Origin of the sequence: Alitiscatomonas aceti (assembly GCF_025567195.1) — a bacterium.
GTDB classification, from domain to species: domain Bacteria; phylum Bacillota; class Clostridia; order Lachnospirales; family Lachnospiraceae; genus Alitiscatomonas; species Alitiscatomonas aceti.
The window spans coordinates 39,416-59,574 of sequence record NZ_JAOQJF010000010.1 but is presented as its reverse complement, the minus strand read 5'-3'; the positions used below and the strand labels follow the sequence as shown (position 1 = coordinate 59,574).

Genomic DNA, 20,159 nt, shown 5'->3' with positions numbered 1-20,159 from the left:
TTGGCACAGGTTGCACACAGGCAAATCATCTGCGGCCTCTGTTGCCGATTTTCAGTTTCTTGTTTCATGGCCTGTTCGCTCCTATTACTGTTAATTTAGAGACTGAGGGACCCAATGCCCTTCCCTGGCATTTGTGCCTCTCACTTGTAGGCCACGGCAGAGGCCGTTTGTTGCACAGATTACGAAATTTAATTCAAAAAGTAGCATAGCCCTGCCAAAATGGCAGGGCTGTGCTTTCGATGGTTTGTTGCTTAAGGATTATAGTGCATCATGGCATCCTGTATCTTCTTAATTTTTCTGCATATTGAGGACCGATTGACCCCTTGCTTACGAGCAATTTCTGCGGCAGAAAAACCCTCACACAAAAGGCGAGCAATTTGTTCCAGGTCTTTGGGAAGTGAAGTGAGAAAATCTTCTACTTCCAATTCAAGCTGCACGCGTTCCATATCATCACCTGTATAGTACCCTCCCATTCCTTCGGGGTCCTGAGCATCCAAAGAACAGTGACGGCGTGTTTGTGTGTGTTGATTATTGTATTCCAAGCGATCCAGTTCTCGCAATTCGGCAATCCAAGCTCCATTGACACAGGAAGTATCGTCTGCTCCTAAAACCAGCGTAGAACGCGATCCATCTGCAAAGTAGTAGACATAGGTATCGTGTCTTTGGGGAGAGTTCGTATGAACCACATCTTGATTGATAGTTCCTAATTCTTGGCGATGTGTTTTATAACGAGCTTGTGAGCACTCGGTAATAACTCTTTCGTTGTGACCATCAACATTTTCGGTTGTCTCAATAAAAAAGCGCCCAGTAAAGCAACCATTGCGGCGTGCCTTACTGAACGCTGAAAAACTGATTTCCTCCCATTCCTGTGGGCTGTTATTTTTCCAAATGAATACTCTTGTCATATCCTTTCCTCCGTTCAAATTCTTGGTAGTCAGTGAATTTGAACGGTGTCATGGATATTTTGCTATGTACGCCTCCCAGCGCATACCGGCCTCCTAATACCGGGCAAAGAAAAAGGCCGGAAGTGTTTTCGCCTCCAGCCATATTCCTGCCGCCATATTACAGCAGGAATGAAAAAAGCCCGGTTAATGCCGGGCCTTATGTAGAAAAGTATTCAATTTAACACATTCCTGCCACTATACCAAGTATAGCAGGTCGGAAGTCGGAAGGGAGTAGGGATTAGGTCGGGGATTTGTCGGAATTTAGTCGGGATTTAGTCGGGGCAGTTCCTCTAGGACTTCTGGAATAGAATATCCAAACAAGCAAACAGAAAATAAATAGATAGCTTCTCGTTTTCGGTCATAAAAGACACTGCGCTCTATATTTAGTTCTTCCAGCAATTCTTTCTCTGTACTGTTGAACCGATAGATGAATTGCTTAGTCAAAATTTCATAGTAAAGTTCTCCTCGATCTGGATACCGTTTCAGACGAAGGAGCGCACGGTCAATAATATTGACCAGCATTTGATTTTGAACAAGGCAGCACACTTTTTCTTCAAAGGCTTGTAGTTCAATATCTGGTGCAAAATTTTCAAGATAGCAGAGGCCAGACTCTATATCTTGTTCTCCCATAATCCAAGCAGTTTCTTGCAATTCTTCTGCCCGTTCACTCAGAACCCAGACTACATCCCGGTAAATCTTTAGAATCAGCCTGCTTCTATGAAACGCAGCGTCGCTGTTAAGCCCTAAAGCTGTTAGTCTGCTGTTACATTTTTGAATTGTTGTGCTTTCTTTCCTCATAGAATATTCCTCCTTGTTCGCAATATTGCGAACATATTAGGTACAAAATAGCATAGCGGAGGAGATAGAGAGAGGGGAGAACCTCTCTCTATTCCCACTCTTTGGTTATATCAGGTTCCTGGATTTTAGACGAATCTGCATTGCTTGCTTGGAAACCTCAAAAATGTTTGCCATTTCAGCAATGAGCTGTTCATCTGTCCGACCCATTCTAAGTCGGTAAAAACATTTTTTGATCTGCGGTAAAGGCATCAGCAGAGCAGAAGCCAGAGTATCTGCCTGGCGCTCAATTATGCCATGACTTTCATCGGAAGAAACATTTCCGTTATATGCAGCAACATCTCCTGTACCGGAGTACAACTTCTTATGTAGTACCCAATGAGCCAGCTCATGGGCACAGGTAAAACGGAGCCGCCCTAATTTTGACGGATCACAAAGCCGTTCATCAATTAAGATTGTACCGGCTCTTACTGCAATCATTCGATACTGTCTCTGTATCTGGTCATATAAAACAACGGCACCGTCATCGAAAATTGTTTCCCCTAATATCTTGGGGTTTTTTCTTAGTGTATGAAACTCCAGGATTAGATCAAACTTTGTCTCGATAATGGTTTCGATTGGCACAGGATATGGTTGCCCGGATAGCAGAGAGGGATCATATTCCATCAGGATTTTTCGCCCTACCGCCTCGATTGCTTCTGTACGGATTTGTGGAATTGACAAAGCTATCCCCCCTATCGTTTACGCTCCTTTAGCATTTTCATAAATGTCTGCCATTCTTCATCGGTAGCGTCTACTTCTTTTGCCACACGCAAGGCCGCCCGAACAATATCTTTTTCCATGATATAGTCTGGCAAATCAGCAGATACTGTATTGCGTGATTTTGCGGCCAGATCCAAAAGCAACTCATGTTCTGATTTATCCAAATTCAGAAAGGCAGAGATGCGTTCCACAAAATCTCCAGTGGGAGCAGGACGGCGGCTTTGTTCAATGTCACACAGATAGCCATAAGCAATATTCAAATGCTTGGCTGTATCGCGTAAATTGAATTTATGTGCCTTGCGTTTCTCAGCTATAAATGATCCAAAAGTTATATTGCCCACAGCATTCACCTCTCATTTGTTCGACGAACTGCGAACATCTTGCTTATATTGTATATCGAACATCCGTTCACTTCAAGGACAAAAATTCCATTTGAAAAGAGGTGTTAAAAATCAATAACACCTCTTTTGCACTATATAAATTCCTGAGCGATTTGCTGCATTTCCGTAATGCACTCTTTGGGAGAGAGAATTTTTATTTTCCCTTTGAATTTGAATATCCAGCCATAAAAAGTTCCACTGGGGTTCACTTCAATTTTGGCTGTGAAGTGTGTATCATCATACCTATCAACAGCAGCATCTTCTCCATAATGATCTATAATTACTCTCATCAATTCGTTTTCACATAGAAGGGTTACTTCCTTCGATGACTCTGATGTAAACATATCAACCATTTTATTTGTATAGGAGGCTACATCAAATCCCTCTATCGGCATAAAGCAAGTTTCAAGATTTTCTATGCTTGTTAGACGATCTACACGGAAGTGAGCAATTTTCTGATGCTTCAGAGAAAATCCAATCAAATAGTAATGGTCATTTTTCCATTCAAGCGCATAAGGATTTACGACATAATAATATCCATCATGCTTCAAGATTTTCTTTTTTTCCTGAGTATATTCATAGTATTGGAACCGAATTTGCTGATGGTTTCCAATCGCTGTTTGGATATTATCAATGATATAGTAAACCTTTTCATTATGCGGTTTTACACGGCTGGATAAAGCAGCAAATTTTTGAAGCTGTTCTGCCTGATGTGTGCTGGTCAGACAGCATAATTTCTGTACCAGTTCCTCGGATTTCTTGGCAGAAATGATCTTCGAGGATGCTACTGCGTCTGTCAGCATTTTCAGTTCTGGATACTCAAACAGGCGGCTTCCAATAAAATATTGGTTTTGGGTACTCTTGACCACCACAATATCAATCCCTGCATCGATCAGCGTATTGGTATCTGCGTAAACAGTCTGCCGCACTGCCTGAATTCCTTTTCCATTCAGATGGGCAATGATGTCAGATACTGTGGCGGGATGGTTTTCATCGGTCCGCTCATAGAGAAACCGGAGTAATTCCAGTATCCGCATATTTGTTGAATTCTGCATACTTCACCTCCTCGATTCTTAAAATGGCCTATTTTGTATGGTGTCCAGCCCCAAAGACCAGAAGCAGGGCGACAGCACAGAGAAGTAGGCCAATCCAATTTCGATCCATAATCAGCTTGATTACCGCCACAAGCAGCAGTCCGCCCACCAGGAGCACAACGCCGTTCATTCAGCGTCCTCCCGAGGCATAGCTCCCCATGTGGATATCCAGCACTCCTCTGGGCGGCTGGATCAGGGAATCCTCATACTGGCACTTCCACTGGACTTCACGGCTCATTCTGCCCTCCAGAATACCGTCTATGGGGTCCCCATCCGCAACGGGGTTGTCGTGCTCCAGGATATAGGACGCCGCGTTGTAGGCGTGGTTCACCACCCAGTTGGGGTCCATGCCGTGGAAGTGGTACTGGAGGTCGGGCAGGAACAGGGTTCCCATGCCCACCGTGTCGATGAGCATATCCTCGGTGCCCTCAATGTTGAAGAAGCGGACATTGACGCCAAAGCGGATGAACCGGTCCGGGCCTTCAATCTGGTGAGAACGCACATCCTCCGCCAGAAACAGTTTGCCGCAGTTCTGGAAATAGAATGCCTCACAGGTGGGGTACAGCTCCGCCAGGGCCTCCAAAAAGTCGGCATCCAGGTTGGCCCGCTCCAGTGCCGGAAGCGCCGCAGCCAGCATATCGGTGGCTACCACCTGATATTTGCACTCCCGGAAGATTCTCTCCCGGTCCTCCTGACAGTCCCACATCTGGCTCATGAGAAAGGCATCAAAGCCTTTGCCCTTGAACTTGTCGCATTTCATCACCATCAGCTGCACCGGGCATTTTCCGTCCTTGAACTCTGCAATATGGTCCTGCGCGGCAAAGCCGGCCATTTTCTTATCATAACAGAAGCACTCTGCTGACCCGATGTGCTTCTCCATTACGGCAGTCATTTTTTCTTTATCCGGCATTTCTACCGGCTCTTTGAACAGCATCTGAATGAGATAGGGGTCACCGGGCTGGGGGCCTTTTTTGTCGTTCAGGTTTTGCTGGAAAGCTCTATTGCTCATTTGGTTTCCCCCTTAATAATCCAGCAGGATGGGCACCTGCTGTTCCTCGGCAAACCGCATGGCCCGCCAGAACATGGAGAAGGCAAACTTGGCCAGGGACTGAGTGTCATACTGGGTGTGTTCTGGGATGTCTGCCTTGCTGTACTGTCCATCTGCGTCTACGGTTCCGTCTACCGGGTATCCCTCCGTGTCTGCCCAGCCAAGGATGGTGTCCTCATCGGTCTGCCACGCCAGCTGGTTCAGCTTTTCCAGCTCCTTCCGTAGTCCGCCCAAAGTGGCAATCATCGTCTGATCATCGGTGGGCAGAGGGCCTTGGAACAGAAAGCTGTCGGAAAGAGGGAGCCACCAGGTAGCCCCACGAAACAGGGACCACACCCGCTCCTCGTCCGATGCAAGGCGGGCAATCAGGGGATGCTCCCCGAAGTCCCAGTCCTTCTCCACGGTGGGAGGCACCGGTTCCTCGTATGTATGACAGGCGGCTACCAGCAGCATAGCGCCGAAGGCATCCCAATCCGGCTTATCGGTGTAATAGGGCCGCTCGTTGTCCTCCGGCCATGGAGTGTAGGGCGGCTGGTTCGGCTGGGAAATGGCGGTTAAGATCTGATCTCGCCAGTCCTCCACTGCCGCCTGAACCTCGGCCGGGGACAGCTCCTCCTCGTTGTCAGCAGGTTCTCCATCCGGCGTAATCCGGTTGAAGGTATATCCGTTTTCCTCTGCCCACTGCTGAACAACAGTTTTCCAGTTGTGAGAATAGTACCGGGTCAGCGTCCCGGCATAAATGTCAAGTCCCATAAGTTTTTCTCCTTTTCTGTCTATATCATTTCATACAGCAGGGCTGTATTGCCCTGCACCAGCTCCAGGTGGGAGCGCAGCGTTTCCAGTCCGCTTTGCACCGCCTCGGTGGGCAGGTCCCAGTCCGGGGCAATTTCAGCGGCCAGTTCCGGGAGGTCCTGCTCCTGCAGAGCTGCCAGCAGTTTAGACGCCAGCTCTCCCTCCAGCAGAGCGCAGTCCAGGGTGTCCTCCGTCTGGGGCGCAGGAAAACGGACATCCAGATCCAGCTCGTACTCACACCAGTCCCAGATGAACATATAGACCGCGCCGGAGCAGTCGCCGTTGGACAGCTCCTGCCGTCGGCCGTTTTTGAGCAGATAAAAGGATGCGATCTGTGACATGGTGATTCCTCCTCACCGAAATTATGTTTCCTCTAACGAATCGATTATTTCCTGTAATTCAAAAAGAGCATCTTCTGCCTGGCGTCCTGTTTCCTCGCTCCAATACCGATTTCCACCAGCCAGCTGGTCAATCAGATTGAACATAGCAACTGCATCGGGAATAGGGATCGCTCCTGCTGCCTTCCATGCTGGTTGATTTTCAAGAAGATAGGCTTTTATTTTTCCAAACAACTGCACCTGAAATGTGTTATTACAACGCAGTTCTACCAAAAAACCGTCTTCACCTTGGACAATATCCGAAAAATTCATGCTGCACAATTCTCCTAACCCTCGTTATTCTCTGTCCATCAGCCCTTCTGCCTGCATCCGGGTCACATAGAAGGCCCGCACCCAGTCCAGCTCCTGCTCCATGGATTCCTCCAAAGCCAGCAGGCGGCGCTTTCCCAGCCTTCGATCCAGGAGAGCAAAGATGCGGACAAGAGGATTCTCGCTGACAAGGCTTTTCTCGATGCTCTGGTTGTCAAAGATACCAAACGCCTCATAGAACACCTTTTGGTCAAAGGTGCCCTGCTCCAGTGCATGAGCATGAGAAAGGTTGATTGCCTCCTTTGTGGAGTCACAGTCTTTCATGGTTGTTGACCTGAGCTGCGTGAATTTCGTCCACACATTCTCAAAATAGGTGTAGTAGTTGCTCCGCAGCACTTCCACGCCGTCCACACGAATGGCTGCCCGGCCCTCATGGTCAGCACTTTTGCTGTAACTGGTGGCAAAATACTGGATGTGACCCCGGAGTGCCGGGCACAGGTAGTCACTTTCCAGTTTGTTTCGGATTCCGCTCCAGGTTGACATAGGTACTTGCCTCCTTTCTGAACTTGCTTCGGAATTTCATATCGGCGGGCGAAAGATTTCCAATCCCATAGCCCTCAATTTCTTTATTTTAGCAATCCATCTGTTTTTCATCACGAATTGGCGGAATAGTAAAGAAACTATCATCTATCTTTATTTGGGCATAAAGCATTCCGTTTGTATAACAATATCTCTTGAATGATGGGTATCCATCCAAACTCTTTAATATCTCATCTGGTAAACATCTAAAATCATAATCTCTTAATGCTCCTGCACCAAGCAGTCTTTCTGTTCTGTAAGCGTTAATTTCCTTTGCATATTTTTGACAAAATTCATCTGGACTTTCTTCATAGAGCGCTATATCTTCCTCATCTATAGCATAATACCGGTCATATCCCACAACCCACGAAATATGAACGCAAAGTAAATACCGCTGTATTTCTGGGCAAAACCCTACCGAAAAAAATTTCTCTCTGTTGATTTTTTCATTTTCTATGCTTATTTCCTTTATGGACAGATCCATCATCATTTCACCTTTACTATCTGATTCCTTTTATCTGTGGCGGGGTTGAAAAAGTTTTTTTCAATCATGGTTTTGATTGTTCCTCCTTTCGGATCAGGATGCTTTTTCCCACGGCGTTGATGCCATACAGGTCATCCAAATGGATATGAAATCCATCCTCACGAATGGTTTCCGCCATACCAAGAGCGGCTTTCGCCAATAGAAGCAGCCCCGCCCGGTTTCCTGTTAACTCCAATTCATTTCCGTCGGCATGAGTGGTAAAGGAGAGGTGAACTTCTGGTTCCACTGGGAGGATGGGCAGTTGTTCATCATTCAGTTGAATGGTCAGCGTTTTAGTTTTCATTGCTTGTATCCTACCTTTTGAAAACTCCTCAATCAAAATCCATCCAGACCAGGTGCTTTCCGCAGTGGAGGCACTGGAACAGATAACATTGCAGATGCCCGCCATTGACGGATTCCCGGATCATTCCCTTCTGCTCCTCGTCCCACATGGGGTCGTCCAGCACCTCCTCCAGCACACCCAGTGCCCGCAGTTCTCTGGCGCCCACATAGCCCAAAAAGGCGCAGTAATCGCCACAGTGGGCCCTCCAGTATTCCTGCTGCCAGCCGGAGTAGCTGGGAGTACGGTGGATCAGCTCGTCCAGCTTCTCCGGATCGTCTACGCCATCGTCCACAGAGAAATCATCTTGAAAGCTGCCGTCATATTTCCGGGCCGCCTCGCCGCTGGCGATACACGCCGGGCACAGATATGCAATATCCTCCACTGAAAAGAACGGATTGGTATAGAAAATATGGGTCGTCTTGCCACAGCAGTCGCAGACAACGCCGTCTGCGGATTCCTCAAAAGCCCCAGTTTCCAGAGGGTTTGGGTGATACCGGAAGGCGGGCATGCCCAGCTGGGCCTGCCGTTCCTTTTCTTTCTGCTTTTCCTCCGGCGTTTTGGGCTTGGGGAGAGCATAATGATTGCCCCAGTTTTCCGCATAGTCCTTCAGCGTGCCCAGCCGCTTGAGGGTCTTTTTATCGGAACGATTTCCGATTTGGCAGAGCAGTTCATAGGCATCTTTCTTGAAGTCCAGTAGATCATACACATCCACCAGCACTTCCTTGGCCTGCTGATCCTCACTCTGCTCAAGTTCTTCCTTGAAGGTATATAGAGCGCGGACACTGTCCGGACCTTCATTGGTCGCAACAAACTGTTTTTTTAGTTCGATATAGGTTTTCTGATATTCTGTCATTAGTCGCACCTCCCATCAATCCCACCAGAAATACCAGACGGTGGACTGCCACAGGACATCTGCCAAGGAGCCAATGCTTCCATCCTCATTCTGATCCAGATCTGGGCAGAAACCATATTGCTCCACAGCCACCTCCATAGCTCTTTCCTTGGAGATTGGAGTTGGAAGTTCAAACTCCAATTCATCGTGGCTCATGGCGGCAGGAATGGCACCATGTTGCTCGAACCAGTATTTCGCCACTGCCATCAGGTCCGGTGTGTCCGGACACTCATTCCAATTTCCAAAGGGCAGGTAGGCGAAGATCTCCCAGGGGTTCTTTACCGGAATTTTAGCCAGAATGAGCGGATATGTCATTCCGGTATCATCGTTCCAATAGTTTGCGAAGCGGTCATTGGGTTCTCCGCCCTCCATCTCGCCCAGGACTTCCTCCTCCCAGTCCAGATCATCGTCCTCGGCTTCTTCCTTGCGCTGGCCGGTCAATTCCTCCAAAACCGCCTTTCCGTCCTTGACGGGAGCGGAGAGCATCTTCTTCCGGTACTCCGTTACCGTTTTGAGGTCAAATTCATAGAAGTCCGCATCATGCTCCGGATCGGCGTTCATTACCAAACACTCCAACAGCGTTTCATCATCCGCCTGGATAAGCACGGGAACAAAGCCTTCCCGTACCCCCAGCCGCTGGGCGTAGCTGTATGCTGACATGATGGGGTCATCATCTGCCATGGTCGGGAAATAGGTACACTCGCAGTCCAGATACTCCATGATGGCATGAGCCACCTCGGAAGGCTCCAGCGTGTCCTCGTCGAAGTCCTGTCCCTGCCAGTTTTCAAAGCGTTCTTCGATCACCTCTGCCATAGCCTGATAGTAGTCCTCGTCAAAGGGGATGAACAGGTAGGCTTCATCCTGGAACTCATCAGAGTGATACCGCCCCGGGCCGAAGAAGCGGAGGGCGTTGTCGTCAACATCGGCAGGATAGTAGGGGCTGTCGCCCTCTCCGTAGTAATAGCCTGCAAATGCACGGCCTTGCTGATTGAACAGCACAGAGAACAGACAGCCGTCCAGCTCATCCCGGATAAACTCCCTCAGATCCACACTGGCAGAATCATCTTTGACCTGTTTGGCCACTTCGCTGTATTCTTTCAGGAAGTCCTCGCCCATCAGGTCGTGCTCCATACACCAGCGCAGGTAGATGGCCATATGGTTATAAGCATTGATGGGGTCAATAGGCAGTTCCTTCTCCTCAATGCTCTCGATATGATAGGAAGCATCGTCCATCTCACCGTCAAAATCATCATTGGAAAGGGTGCCACGGGTGATTGCATCCTGGCGGGTGGGGTTCACCACAAAGCTGATCCCCGCCATCTTGTCCAGCAGAGCGTCTACATCATGTTCCAGTTTATAGTCCAACTCGTCCTCATAAAGCGGAATGACCTGATAGAAGTTGACCTCCTCGCCGCCCGGCAGAGTGCAGACCTCGCTGCCATCCTCCGTACCCTGGGGACCGATCAGGGTAGCAGTACACAGTTTGGTGTTGTCTGCAAATGGTTCCCGGTTTTCCACTGTATGACCATGCCCCAACCAGCTGTCACAGTTGATGGGCAGACGAGCCAAGGATTTCAGCAGGCGGATGGGCCAGTACCACTTTTCGTCTTTCATGGACTCCTGATCCAGCTTCCAGTCCGCAGGCAGGGCAATGGCCAGCTCCGCCCGCTCCAGCTTGTATTCCGCCAGTTCCTCCGGCACATTCATCCGGTGAGCACCCATACCCATGGTGACCAGGGTATAATAGTCCCGCTCCTCAGTGGGCGGCACGATGCAGATGTCCACATGGATGTCCGGGGAGACCAACTCGTGGAACACATTCTCGACCTTACCGAAATACTGCTCAATGTGACCCTCGACGGCCTCCATCTCCTCCTCTGTGTAGACTTCGGGATTACTGAATTCTTCCTCATCCTGTGTGTCATCATTGTCTGAGTGGTCGCAGCTGTCATCCTCCGGATCTCCCTTTATAGGCTCGTAACCGATCTTCAGGGTCATCTGTTCCTCTGGCAGAGAGACACCGGGGCTGCGGGTGATGGTGTGCTTATCGTCCGCAGAAAAACCGATGGTCTCGCCGTCTTGCAGCGTCACATCACACGCCAGCACATAGGAGGCAAGACTTGCCAAAAAGTCCCGTAGTTCCTCCGGCTCAGCGTCGGTGTTCAACACCTCCATTTCCTCCTTGCCAAACACATCCATGCCGTAGGTGTAGCCGTTTAGGCCCCCCTCGCTCCGGTACAGGCCGAACCAAACCCAGTTGAAGATGGGCAGTTCGTCCTTTTTGAGCATATCGGCAAGGCCCTCATAGAAACGAGGCTCAAATACCACGCCGCTGGTGTAGACACCGGTGGCGTATTTCTGCTTGCAGCACACTGCCATCGCCTTGGTGAACAGCTTACCTCGTTCCAGCAGTTTTTCCTCCTCGCCCAACACAGCCACCATGATATGGGCCTTGTGCGCTGTGGCCACTTCTACGGCCTCTGGCCACATATAGTTGTTTTCGGCGTTGATCTCTGCTTCATTGTCAGGGATGTGACCGTGGAATAGTGTCACGATCAGCATCATATTGCCGACCCGCATTACCACAGCGTCATCGCTGTTCTCAACATCTTCGTCGCCCTCAGCCGGCTCATCGTCCACGATGCCCCATTCTTCCCGCAGATCTCGGATCAACTGCTCCTTGTCCCACTCTGCTTTGGAGAGGAGCACAGATCCGGCAAAGGAACCCTTATGGTCGGTTTCCTCCTCGTCGGCGTCATCCTCAAGATCCTCTGCATCTTCATCCGGATCATAGAGGGATTCATGCTCCAGTCCGCGGATAAATTCCTCAAAGCTATCTGCCAGATGGGTAATTTTATAGTCATTTTCCTGATCCACATGGACTACCGCAGGATCTCCCTGGGGACCGCAAGCTCGGTAGTCCAGGAAAATCATATCGTGTCCGGCGCTTGGACAGTCACAGATGGCCACACCGATGGCAGGATACTCCCACTCATCGATCATAAACTGGCTGCCCAGCTCTCCGCAGAGGGAGCAGCTCTTTTCTCGTCCGATGCCGAAAATGCCGGTGATGGCCACATGGTCATCTGCCCAGCAGGTAGGTTCATCGCAGGGATAGCAGGTGTTCACCGGAATGCCGCCGTTGTGCTGCTTCATCAGCCAGATGTAGGCGGCGGGCAGCTTGTAGCCCAGTTCCTCCTCCACGCTGGCGATCAGCTCATCGGAAGGCGGCTCACTGACATATTCTTTCAGTGCATACCAATTATCATCCCAGAAGTTGGTGAGGTCGAAGCCCTCAAATGGGGTATCACCGGGCACGAATTTGGCCTTCTTCTTCCAGCTGCGCTGGCGTTTCCGGATCTCCGCCTTACACTCCCGAATTACTGCCGGGGCATTTTCGTCCTCGGGGTCCAGCTCCGCCCAACGCTGGGCGTAGGGAATGGCTTTTTCCTCCTGGCCGTAGAGATACTGATAGCCGTAGGCCATCCGCATATTCCACTCCGCCTTGTCCTGGCCTTCCTCCCGGACGGACTCCAGCACCTCAATGGCCCTCAGGAGGGCTTTGTCTCCCTTGGATTTCAAAGTGCCTTCGTCATGGTCCCCAATGATGGCGTAGTTCTCCAGTGCTCGTGCCATGGCGTAGGCAATGCGGTAGTTCCGCCAGTCCTCCGGGATGGCATTCAGTGCCTGGATGCAGCGGGTGTACTCGTCCTCGTCGTTCCACTGCTCCAGCTGAGCGAAGAATGCTTCGGCGTTCTGTTGGGTATAAGGAATATAGTCCATGCCAGTAAGCGTTTCATCCAACTCGTCATCCTGATTCTCAGTTTCTGTCCCATCATCTTGTTGCTTTAGGGGTACAGAACCTGCTTCACGGCGGAAGGTGTGGAAGATGGCCCATGGGATGTCCGTGCCTTCAAAGAACTCTTTCGCCATGTTCAGCGCCGTCCGGATGTCCCAGGCGATGAAGTCCACATAGCCGCAGTAGAGGCCGGTGGCCCCGCCGGTGAGAGTGAGCACTTCCGGGCCGTTGCCGGTGGTGAACAATTCCTCCAACTTGTCCCGGAAATCGAAGATTTTCTCCGTTCCTTCCTCCTCCCGCAAGGTGTCCAGAGGATAGCAGAAGAAGCCCGCTACTGCGCCATCGGCGTGAAGATCGTCCATAAAATCATTGTCGGCATTCAGATAGCCGTTGATGAGCGGCACACAGCAAGTGGAGCCCAACATGGTATCCAACCGCCAATCGGCGTCCGGGTCCTGTTTGGGTTCCATTTTGTAACCAAGGTAGCTCTCCAAATAGGCTTCCGGGTCGGTGGAGAGCTCCAGGCCCTGCTCCCGCAGTTTGTCGGGCAGCTGGGACAGGAGGAAGGACGGCTCTGCCTTGGGCTTTTCCAGCACATCAAAGCTGTCTATGTATCTCATGTGGGGGATCTCGCCCAGCACTTGGTCGGTGAGGGTAGTGAGCATCCACCAGGCCCGGCCTTCCTCCTCCCGGAGCATAGGCAGCAGCTTTTCACAGTAGGCGGAGATGGCGAAGCTGTTTTCACCCTGCTCCTCCAGCCAGATCTGCACATCCTCCCCGGAGATGTCCCAGCCATCGTCGGTGCGCAGTCCGATGTTTTGGAGGGGCTGACGGCCCACAAGGATGTTCCACTGCTCCAGCACCTCCTTGGGGGCGTGTTTCTGGAAGTAGACCAGCTCAAACAGCTTGACCTTGTCGCCCTCCGGGGTGAGGATCAGCTCATACTTCTCGCCATTGAAGCCCATCTCGAAGGAAATCTCGTCAAAGACCAGATTCAGGGTTTCCTGCATTTGGGCTACGAGTTCGGCGCCGCGGGTGTGATCCTTGTCCTCGTCCATCATCTGGCGCAGTTGGGCCTCCTGCTGGGCAAAGTCCTTCCATGCAGATTCCGTCCGCTCCCGGAAGCACTCCCAGAACTGCGGCAGAGAAATACCCTTCTTGCACCGTTCGATAAACTCTTTGGTGTCATCGTCACCAGGGCGGGCTTCCAATGCCTTTTCAAAATATCGCAGAGCCCGGCCCTCCTGATCCAGATAAAAGTAGGAGTAACCCATGCGGAAGTTCCAGTAATAGTCGTCCTCGAAGTATTCCTCATGGGGCTTTAGCAGAGCGAGGGCCTTTTTGAGCATTTCTTTGCAAGTTGGCTTATGTGGGTCTGCCAGATTGTTATAGGCACGGGCTAACTCGCTGTCCATCTCAGGGGTACGCTCCTCGGCGGGGATGGCCTCCAGCGCATCAATAATTTTATGTTGTTTGCTCTCCTCATGCCACTTCTGGCACTGCTTCAAAATATCCATATCCGGGTCCTCCTCGTCCTCGTCCGGTTTCCAGTTTTTGATCTGCTGGAACACGCCGTTCTCATCCCGCTCAAAGGCGCAGGGGGCGGGGGTGTTCAGCAGAGGAATGATGTCGGGATCGTCGTTGCAGATCGTATTCAGTTTGTAGATCCCGGCGTTGTTGGGATCGTCCATGTACGCCTCACTCTCGTCACCAGCGGTGAAGCGCCAGCCACTGTCCCAGCCGCCGTCCGGCTTCTCCCGGTAACAGTAGCCGACCTTGTAGCCCTCCACCGTGATACGGTTGGTGGCGATACAGCCATCGGCACCCTCCCAGTCAGGGAGCAGATGTTTTACATCTTCCGCCTTTACATGGTAGTTCCGATTACGGCCGGAGGCTTCGTACAGCTCTTTCCGCAGCATCTCCACCTGATAAGCCATATCTGTGATCTCATCCTCGCCCATCATCTCGCTGATGTCGTATTCCAGCGGGTTCTGGGCAAAATCCGCCAGGGACTTGTTCATTGCGTCATGCTCCTCTGGCGTAGCAGTGATGCGGATACGGCGGATGGGGGTGTTGTACTCGTCCAGATCCTGAAGGTTTACACTGCCACTGACGCTGCACTCCAGCAGGATGGCGGCCAGGTCGGTGACCACATCAATGGCGAAGTGGAAGTCCATTTCCACGCCATCGGAATGTGTAAACTCCAGGTACTCCACGGTTTGGCGAAAGTCCCAGTTCTGCTTGTCCAGACCGATCTTGGCGAAAATCTCGCTGAGGGGGATCTCCTCCTTTTTCTGATCCTCTAAAAATGCCACAAGGTTCAGACTGTCATCGGAACCGCCAATAAAGTTGCCCCAATATTTTTTGATATACATCTGTCACGCCTCCTGTTCTGAATCCAGTCGATCAATGAGCTGATTCAAGTGTTCCAACCACGCAGGAGCGATCTCACCGCTGTCCTCGTTCTTCCAAAGATCCACAATCTCACGGATGCCGTCCTCGTCCGGCACCTCATTTTTGATGTCGGTGAGCTGCCGCAGCAGGAAAGCAAGGGCTTCTTTGGATGCTGTGAAACCGGTGACTTTATCCCATATAGCTTCTTCATGATCGTAGTCCAGTTTGCTGTTATCCTTCCATTGGAAATACAGCTCTGCCAGAGCCATCGCAGTATTGTCAAAGAGGAAGTCGATTTGTGAGAAGTCAGATCCCAGCATGACTTCCTCTTTCATCAGTTCGATCATCTCGCCCAGATCCATTACCGGATGCTCCGGTACATATTCATTTTTGAGGATGTCCAGTACATCCAGCCCTTCGTCACGCTCTAATGCTTTTATGCCCCATGCTCCCATGTCGGCACCTCTCTTTCTTTATTTTGTATCAAGCTTCTATTGTCAATCATAGTTCTCCAGCCGAATGATAGGCCGATAAAAGTCATAATCTCCGTTTAGTTCATTGTCCTCCTGCACTTCCGGCTTACAGTGGGGCGAACAGGGTAGGAAACCGAGAAATGGGCCCAGCCCACCGCAGATATTGCATCCGCCGTCACCGCCGCAGGTGGTAAGTCTATCAGCCTGCACCACTTCCCGCATATAGGGATCATAGGCGATGGACAGGCCGAAGAAGTTGGGTTCCTCCATGTCATAGGGCCGGTTCTCATCCTCATCCATGTCCTCAAACCAGTGCAGACGCATGGAGTAGTCTAACCCATCTCCCCATGGAAACAGGGTCCGACACCCACCGCCACACAGGTAGGCCCACTCGTCCGCCGTGGGCAGGGAGAAGCCCTGTTTTTGCAGCATGGCAAGAAGCGCATCGTAGTCTGTGCGGTTATAGATACAGATCTGAAAGCCCTTTTCCGTCCGCTCAATGCGGGCCGACTGATGCAAGGTAAGACTGCTGCTGTCACTCCAGGCAAAATCACGGAATTCCTTCAGCCAGTCAGGGTGGGCAGTCAGCCTGGGATCGTCCATCTTGACCGGCTCCCAGCAGAGTTCCTCCAGCTCCCGGCCCACCAACATGGGTCCAATGGCCGCCTGCCGAACAGGAGCCATGCTTTCCCGAATCATCTCCTCCGGGTCCCGCTCCATTTCCCATTCTCGGAACAGATACTCCAATTCCTCCCGGCTCTCCTGATTCAGTCCCACGGCAAACTGCTCCCAGCCCAGGGTGACGGTATCGCCGGGGACAAAGACGAACTCCCGACCATCTTTCTCGAAGATGCCGGTGGTGCAACTCTGGCCCCAGCGGTCAAAAGTATGTAGACCGAGAAAGGTCATATCATAACGATCAGCCAAGCTTTCCATCAGCGTTTGCTTCTCGGTTGTATCCATTTGATTGAATTGGGGACGGGACAGTTTTTCGTTCATGGCAAGTCCTCCTTCGATTCGTTTTGCGTGTTCCAGCAGATAGCTCCGACCATCCTGCTTGGCCCGTTCCAAGTATTGTGGAAGCAGGTCGGAATGGATGGCGTCCAGTGAGACCAGAACGGCGATCCGCTGGTATTCCGGAAGTTCAGGAGAGTAACAGTTGCGCTCCCAGAACAGCGGAGCGAACTGCTCCACACAGTCAGGACGCAGAGCGGGCATCGCCAAAAGTGCCCGCCGGCTTACATATTCATTGGGGTCCTTTGCGAAGTCCAGGATCATGTCTTTGACTTCCTGGCTGCACGGACATTCTGACAGATATGCGGCAAACTGCCACTTGGCCTCACTCTCATTGGAGGCTGCGGCCCTGCGGCAGAGGCGCTCGAACCATTGGGGATGGGAAGTGGTCTCCTGTATAAACCCCTCCGCTTCGTTGTCCCTGGCGATCAGATAGACCATCTCATCCAGTAGGACGCTGTCTGCTGTTTCTGCATCCATTTGGGTCAACACATGGCAAAAGGCATCAAATATATCATTCCACGCAGGGTAATCGACCTCCCATGCACCGCCGATCTCCTCGGTGGTTTTTCCGGGATAAGTGATTTCCTGCCACTGATGAAATTTTCCTACCTGCTCCAGCAGGCACTCCCTGATGTCCTTTGCCATACGCTTACCTCACAATTCTCTGCATAGTTTTCCCAGTTCCAATGCCTGTTCCACAAGATCCAGGAGCAGGCTGGAAAAATTCTCGGCAATCTCCTCCAGATCGGCATAGTCACAGTTATAGCCCCGGACTCTGCCGCTCTCCAAGTCGATAAATACGATACTCCCGTCACCCAATCCTCCGATTGGAAAGGCGGAACCGTGGTCATATTCGCTCATGTAATCCTCATAAGCCTCTTGAAAAATCGGGTAGGCTTCTTCCAACTCTTTCAGTGTGAAGATCCACGGCTCCGCCAAATAGCAGCCGCCGAAGTTCAAAAGTAGCCAGCGGTACTCTGCGGGGATGGGAGTATACCTGCTTTCAAATCGTTTCACAGCATCCTCCGGTTCTGGGCAGGTACCCTTTGTGAAGGGGCTTACTTTATAAGCAGTTTGAATTTTACTGCGGTTTTTTTCCAAATTCATGTCATGCATTGTATTTCCCTCACAGAGCATCCAGGTTTTCCTGTAAATCGCCCTGCATCAAGTGCTGGGCAATGGCTTGGTTCAGTGGCTTATGGGGGTGATAGGCTGCCTGCTCTACATCGTGCAGGCACTCCTCCATCAGTGCCTCCGGAGAAATGCCTTCCCGTTTGCCATAAAGATGGCCGAAGGCATAGCACACGGACTTGAGAAAGCCGAAAATATAGTCATGATTTCCACGCATACTGGGCAGGTCATTGAACGAGCCCATGCCGCCGTATGCCCGAAGATGGTGGGCAACCTCACGGCGCTGGGTCCAGTCCTGAATATCCCTCTCCAGCCAGTCGATCCAGTTTTGAAATTCTGGATGGTCTGCCAGAAGGATGGAGCGCAGACAGGTCAGAGCTTCGGTATAAATATCTGTCTGTTTCATCAGAACCCTCCTGATTCTTTTAACGCTCCATCATAGGTGTGGCTTTCCCAGATGGCCTCAAATTCCGCTTTCTCTATGACGCAGGCGTGGAATTCCTCGCCCCAGACATGAGCGTTCAGTTCATCTACGGTGGGGATCGGCGTGATCTCGATAGCGTCTTCGTAAAGGTCAGGTATGTTGTGGGTGTGACCGTCCATAAAGATGTCAATGGAGCGGAGAGCCAGCCGCTCATTTCCTGTATCCACTTCATAGAGGATCACCGACGGTTCTCCCTCCGGTGCGCCCTCCCAAAAGAGTTTGATGTACTCGATCATTCCATTTCCCTCATTTGAACCAATGCCACCCCGTCATGGTGCCGGTTACTTCATCTATCTGTACCGCAATATCATAATTGCCGCGACAGCCCAGCAAAGCTGTAGGATGGTCGTTTTCCAGAATCAAATCATAAAACTCAACCGCTATGTCTTGGAATTCCTTCGGAATCTCCAGTGCAGAGAAGAAATCCACTGATTGAGCATTTTGGAAAAATTCAATGGCCGTTTTACTGCATTTTACTATAATCCCTGTTTGAGTGGTCAACTCTTTCATGCTTTCGCAACCTCGCTCATGTTCAGATACATCCCCATCGTTTTTTCATTGTCACAGGCCGCCCGGATCATTTTGGACAGCAGCATCAGGTCATCGATGTATTGGGAGTACACGCAGAACACATCTTCGTCGGAGTCGAAGTGAAACAGATCCACGCCGCTGTTGTTTTCCTCGAACTCCTGGATCACGCCCCGGACAAGCCGCTCCCAATCCTCGCTGCTGCCGATCAGTCCCAGCCGTCGGAATTCCTCTGTCCGGAATCCGTCACTGATTTTCAGCAGAAGGGAGATCGCATAGGGGTGGTGGGGAATGAGAAAGAATGGCGCGATCTGCTCCGGCTTCGCCCAAATTTTGAAGGGCGGGCGCGGGTCTGGTATCCAGGGCAAGATTTCCCATTCGTCCTCCGGTCGGTTTCCGTATTGGCAAAGGTCTTTCATAGTGTTCTCCTCATTCGATGTCGTTTCGTTCTTCTTTTACATCCAGTGGAGCACCGTCCAGAGATGTGATCTGTGCCAGCTCTGTTTCCGTCAGATTTTTCAGGAAAATGCAATATTCGTCCGGGTGGCCTCCCACAAATTCCATTTTAGGCATCCCGATCTGCTCCGGGTCGGTAATCCACAGGCAAGGTTCTCCTGTTGCCCAAAACCGAGTCAGGGTAAGAATTTGGCCGTTGAAAATAACTTCCTGTTCCATCCTCATTCCTCCTGCATTTGCCTCAGCAGCTTCACGATCCGCTCCCGGTTCTTTGCGGTTTTCATGAAGGTGGGGAGATGGTCAGCCTGGGTCATTTTCGCTCTTCCCAGCGGCTTTTCCCGCAGGTCGGCGCTGAGATAGCCGATCAAATAGGCAAGATGTTCCCGGTTGAGTGCCCAGACCGACTTACCCTGGAAGGAGGTCAAAAACCATAGTTCCAACCTGAAATAAGGTTCTCGTCCATCCCTGATTTCGCCAATATATGAAAACGCCTCCGCTGTTTTATGAACTTCTCCTGACATGGTTGTTCCACAATAGGGACAGGCCACATGGAGAACGGAAAACTGCTGCTTTGCCTCATCTTCAATATCCACCCGATAGTATCTGCCGCAGTTTTTGCACTGGTTATGGACATCATAGCGGTAGATCGTCCGGTCGCGGGTCTCCTGATGGCCGCAACTCAAACAGCGGAAATAGACGTTATCCTCATCCGCTGTCACCACACCCGCGCCGTGGCACTTGGGGCATTTCACCTGAATGCCGGAGGTCAGGGCGTTGTATGCACTGTATGTAAAGTAGGGTTTATCGACAATTCGGCTCATGCGCCCACACGCTCCTCTCTTCCGTCTTTCTCTAAATAAAATCCCCACACGCAGTTGGAGAACTCTCCGGCGGCAAAGCGGTGGATCTGTCCGTCAATCTCTACCTGCCAGACCTCGAAGGTATGGTCTTGGTGATAGATCGGGTCTTTGACTTTTACTCGCTTGCCGGTGGTTTGCCAGTTGTAGTCAAAGATGTTCACACCGAACAATTTGCATTGACCGTCCGGGCCAAAGGTTTCATATTCCCAAGCCATGTG

Annotated in this window: 25 protein-coding genes; all 25 read right to left on the bottom strand. The window is 50.9% G+C overall.

The features are described 5' to 3' along the window. Positions 1-251 precede the first annotated feature (251 nt). The 25 genes from OCV69_RS07045 to OCV69_RS06925 all read right to left on the bottom strand — a co-directional run bounded on the left by OCV69_RS07045 (position 252) and on the right by OCV69_RS06925 (position 20,156). Positions 252-905: a sigma-70 family RNA polymerase sigma factor gene (locus tag OCV69_RS07045; protein ID WP_057571414.1), complete on the bottom strand. Its 654-nt coding sequence runs from the start codon at positions 903-905 to the stop codon at positions 252-254. 300 nt (positions 906-1,205) lie between these two features. Continuing rightward, complete coding sequence (locus OCV69_RS07040) at positions 1,206-1,742, bottom strand: hypothetical protein (RefSeq protein ID WP_057571415.1); 537 nt, start codon at positions 1,740-1,742, stop codon at positions 1,206-1,208. Positions 1,743-1,847: 105 nt separating this feature from the next. Beyond that, positions 1,848-2,462 carry an ImmA/IrrE family metallo-endopeptidase gene (locus OCV69_RS07035; RefSeq protein ID WP_118562868.1) on the bottom strand — a complete coding sequence of 205 codons (615 nt, stop codon included), beginning with the start codon at positions 2,460-2,462 and terminating at the stop codon, positions 1,848-1,850. 11 nt (positions 2,463-2,473) lie between these two features. Beyond that, entirely contained in the window at positions 2,474-2,842 is a 369-nt protein-coding gene (locus tag OCV69_RS07030) for a helix-turn-helix domain-containing protein (RefSeq protein ID WP_117504955.1), read from the bottom strand. A gap of 131 nt (positions 2,843-2,973) precedes the next feature. Then, positions 2,974-3,936: a helix-turn-helix transcriptional regulator gene (locus tag OCV69_RS07025; RefSeq protein WP_158358440.1), complete on the bottom strand. Its 963-nt coding sequence runs from the start codon at positions 3,934-3,936 to the stop codon at positions 2,974-2,976. 28 nt (positions 3,937-3,964) lie between these two features. After that, entirely contained in the window at positions 3,965-4,105 is a 141-nt protein-coding gene (locus OCV69_RS07020) for a hypothetical protein (RefSeq protein WP_165860625.1), read from the bottom strand. After that, positions 4,106-4,984 (bottom strand): DUF4261 domain-containing protein, encoded by an 879-nt coding sequence (locus OCV69_RS07015; RefSeq protein ID WP_154042480.1) that lies wholly within the window; start codon positions 4,982-4,984, stop codon positions 4,106-4,108. It abuts the gene before it with no gap. A 12-nt stretch (positions 4,985-4,996) separates the two neighbouring features. Beyond that, positions 4,997-5,776, bottom strand: a complete 780-nt coding sequence (locus OCV69_RS07010) for a hypothetical protein (RefSeq protein WP_154042481.1) — start codon at positions 5,774-5,776, stop codon at positions 4,997-4,999. Positions 5,777-5,796: 20 nt separating this feature from the next. Then, positions 5,797-6,156 (bottom strand): hypothetical protein, encoded by a 360-nt coding sequence (locus tag OCV69_RS07005; protein WP_158358439.1) that lies wholly within the window; start codon positions 6,154-6,156, stop codon positions 5,797-5,799. 21 nt (positions 6,157-6,177) lie between these two features. Further along, positions 6,178-6,465 (bottom strand): hypothetical protein, encoded by a 288-nt coding sequence (locus tag OCV69_RS07000; RefSeq protein ID WP_003524826.1) that lies wholly within the window; start codon positions 6,463-6,465, stop codon positions 6,178-6,180. A gap of 24 nt (positions 6,466-6,489) precedes the next feature. After that, positions 6,490-7,005: an SF0329 family protein gene (locus tag OCV69_RS06995; protein ID WP_148337435.1), complete on the bottom strand. Its 516-nt coding sequence runs from the start codon at positions 7,003-7,005 to the stop codon at positions 6,490-6,492. Between the two features lie 88 nt (positions 7,006-7,093). Beyond that, the gene (locus OCV69_RS06990) at positions 7,094-7,531 is read right to left on the bottom strand and encodes a hypothetical protein (RefSeq protein WP_242965715.1); all 438 of its coding nucleotides are present in this window, start codon (positions 7,529-7,531) and stop codon (positions 7,094-7,096) included. 58 nt (positions 7,532-7,589) lie between these two features. Beyond that, complete coding sequence (locus tag OCV69_RS06985; protein ID WP_158358438.1) at positions 7,590-7,868, bottom strand: Imm32 family immunity protein; 279 nt, start codon at positions 7,866-7,868, stop codon at positions 7,590-7,592. Between the two features lie 28 nt (positions 7,869-7,896). Then, positions 7,897-8,760 carry a CbrC family protein gene (locus OCV69_RS06980; protein WP_154042046.1) on the bottom strand — a complete coding sequence of 288 codons (864 nt, stop codon included), beginning with the start codon at positions 8,758-8,760 and terminating at the stop codon, positions 7,897-7,899. 15 nt (positions 8,761-8,775) lie between these two features. Next, positions 8,776-14,973, bottom strand: coding sequence for an immunity protein Imm33 domain-containing protein (locus OCV69_RS06975; RefSeq protein ID WP_158358437.1), 6,198 nt, complete (start codon positions 14,971-14,973; stop codon positions 8,776-8,778). 3 nt (positions 14,974-14,976) lie between these two features. After that, positions 14,977-15,447, bottom strand: a complete 471-nt coding sequence (locus OCV69_RS06970) for a DUF4259 domain-containing protein (RefSeq protein WP_119979909.1) — start codon at positions 15,445-15,447, stop codon at positions 14,977-14,979. A gap of 42 nt (positions 15,448-15,489) precedes the next feature. Then, positions 15,490-17,127, bottom strand: coding sequence for a hypothetical protein (locus tag OCV69_RS17180; RefSeq protein WP_003524814.1), 1,638 nt, complete (start codon positions 17,125-17,127; stop codon positions 15,490-15,492). A 9-nt stretch (positions 17,128-17,136) separates the two neighbouring features. After that, positions 17,137-17,499, bottom strand: coding sequence for an SMI1/KNR4 family protein (locus OCV69_RS06960; RefSeq protein ID WP_257332803.1), 363 nt, complete (start codon positions 17,497-17,499; stop codon positions 17,137-17,139). A gap of 109 nt (positions 17,500-17,608) precedes the next feature. After that, the gene (locus tag OCV69_RS06955) at positions 17,609-18,019 is read right to left on the bottom strand and encodes a DUF6966 domain-containing protein (RefSeq protein WP_003524810.1); all 411 of its coding nucleotides are present in this window, start codon (positions 18,017-18,019) and stop codon (positions 17,609-17,611) included. Beyond that, positions 18,019-18,333: a DUF6881 domain-containing protein gene (locus OCV69_RS06950; protein WP_138311824.1), complete on the bottom strand. Its 315-nt coding sequence runs from the start codon at positions 18,331-18,333 to the stop codon at positions 18,019-18,021. The genes OCV69_RS06955 and OCV69_RS06950 overlap by 1 nt, the downstream gene beginning before the upstream one ends. Before the next feature lie 10 nt (positions 18,334-18,343). Further along, positions 18,344-18,607: a hypothetical protein gene (locus OCV69_RS06945; RefSeq protein ID WP_003524806.1), complete on the bottom strand. Its 264-nt coding sequence runs from the start codon at positions 18,605-18,607 to the stop codon at positions 18,344-18,346. Beyond that, positions 18,604-19,044, bottom strand: coding sequence for an Imm51 family immunity protein (locus tag OCV69_RS06940; protein WP_003524800.1), 441 nt, complete (start codon positions 19,042-19,044; stop codon positions 18,604-18,606). The genes OCV69_RS06945 and OCV69_RS06940 overlap by 4 nt, the downstream gene beginning before the upstream one ends. A 10-nt stretch (positions 19,045-19,054) precedes the next feature. After that, entirely contained in the window at positions 19,055-19,300 is a 246-nt protein-coding gene (locus OCV69_RS06935) for a hypothetical protein (protein WP_003524798.1), read from the bottom strand. Between the two features lie 2 nt (positions 19,301-19,302). After that, a complete protein-coding gene (locus OCV69_RS06930; protein ID WP_154042047.1) occupies positions 19,303-19,902 on the bottom strand; it encodes a zinc ribbon domain-containing protein in 600 nt (199 codons plus the stop codon). Further along, positions 19,899-20,156: a hypothetical protein gene (locus tag OCV69_RS06925; RefSeq protein ID WP_154042048.1), complete on the bottom strand. Its 258-nt coding sequence runs from the start codon at positions 20,154-20,156 to the stop codon at positions 19,899-19,901. The genes OCV69_RS06930 and OCV69_RS06925 overlap by 4 nt, the downstream gene beginning before the upstream one ends. Positions 20,157-20,159: the final 3 nt, after the last annotated feature.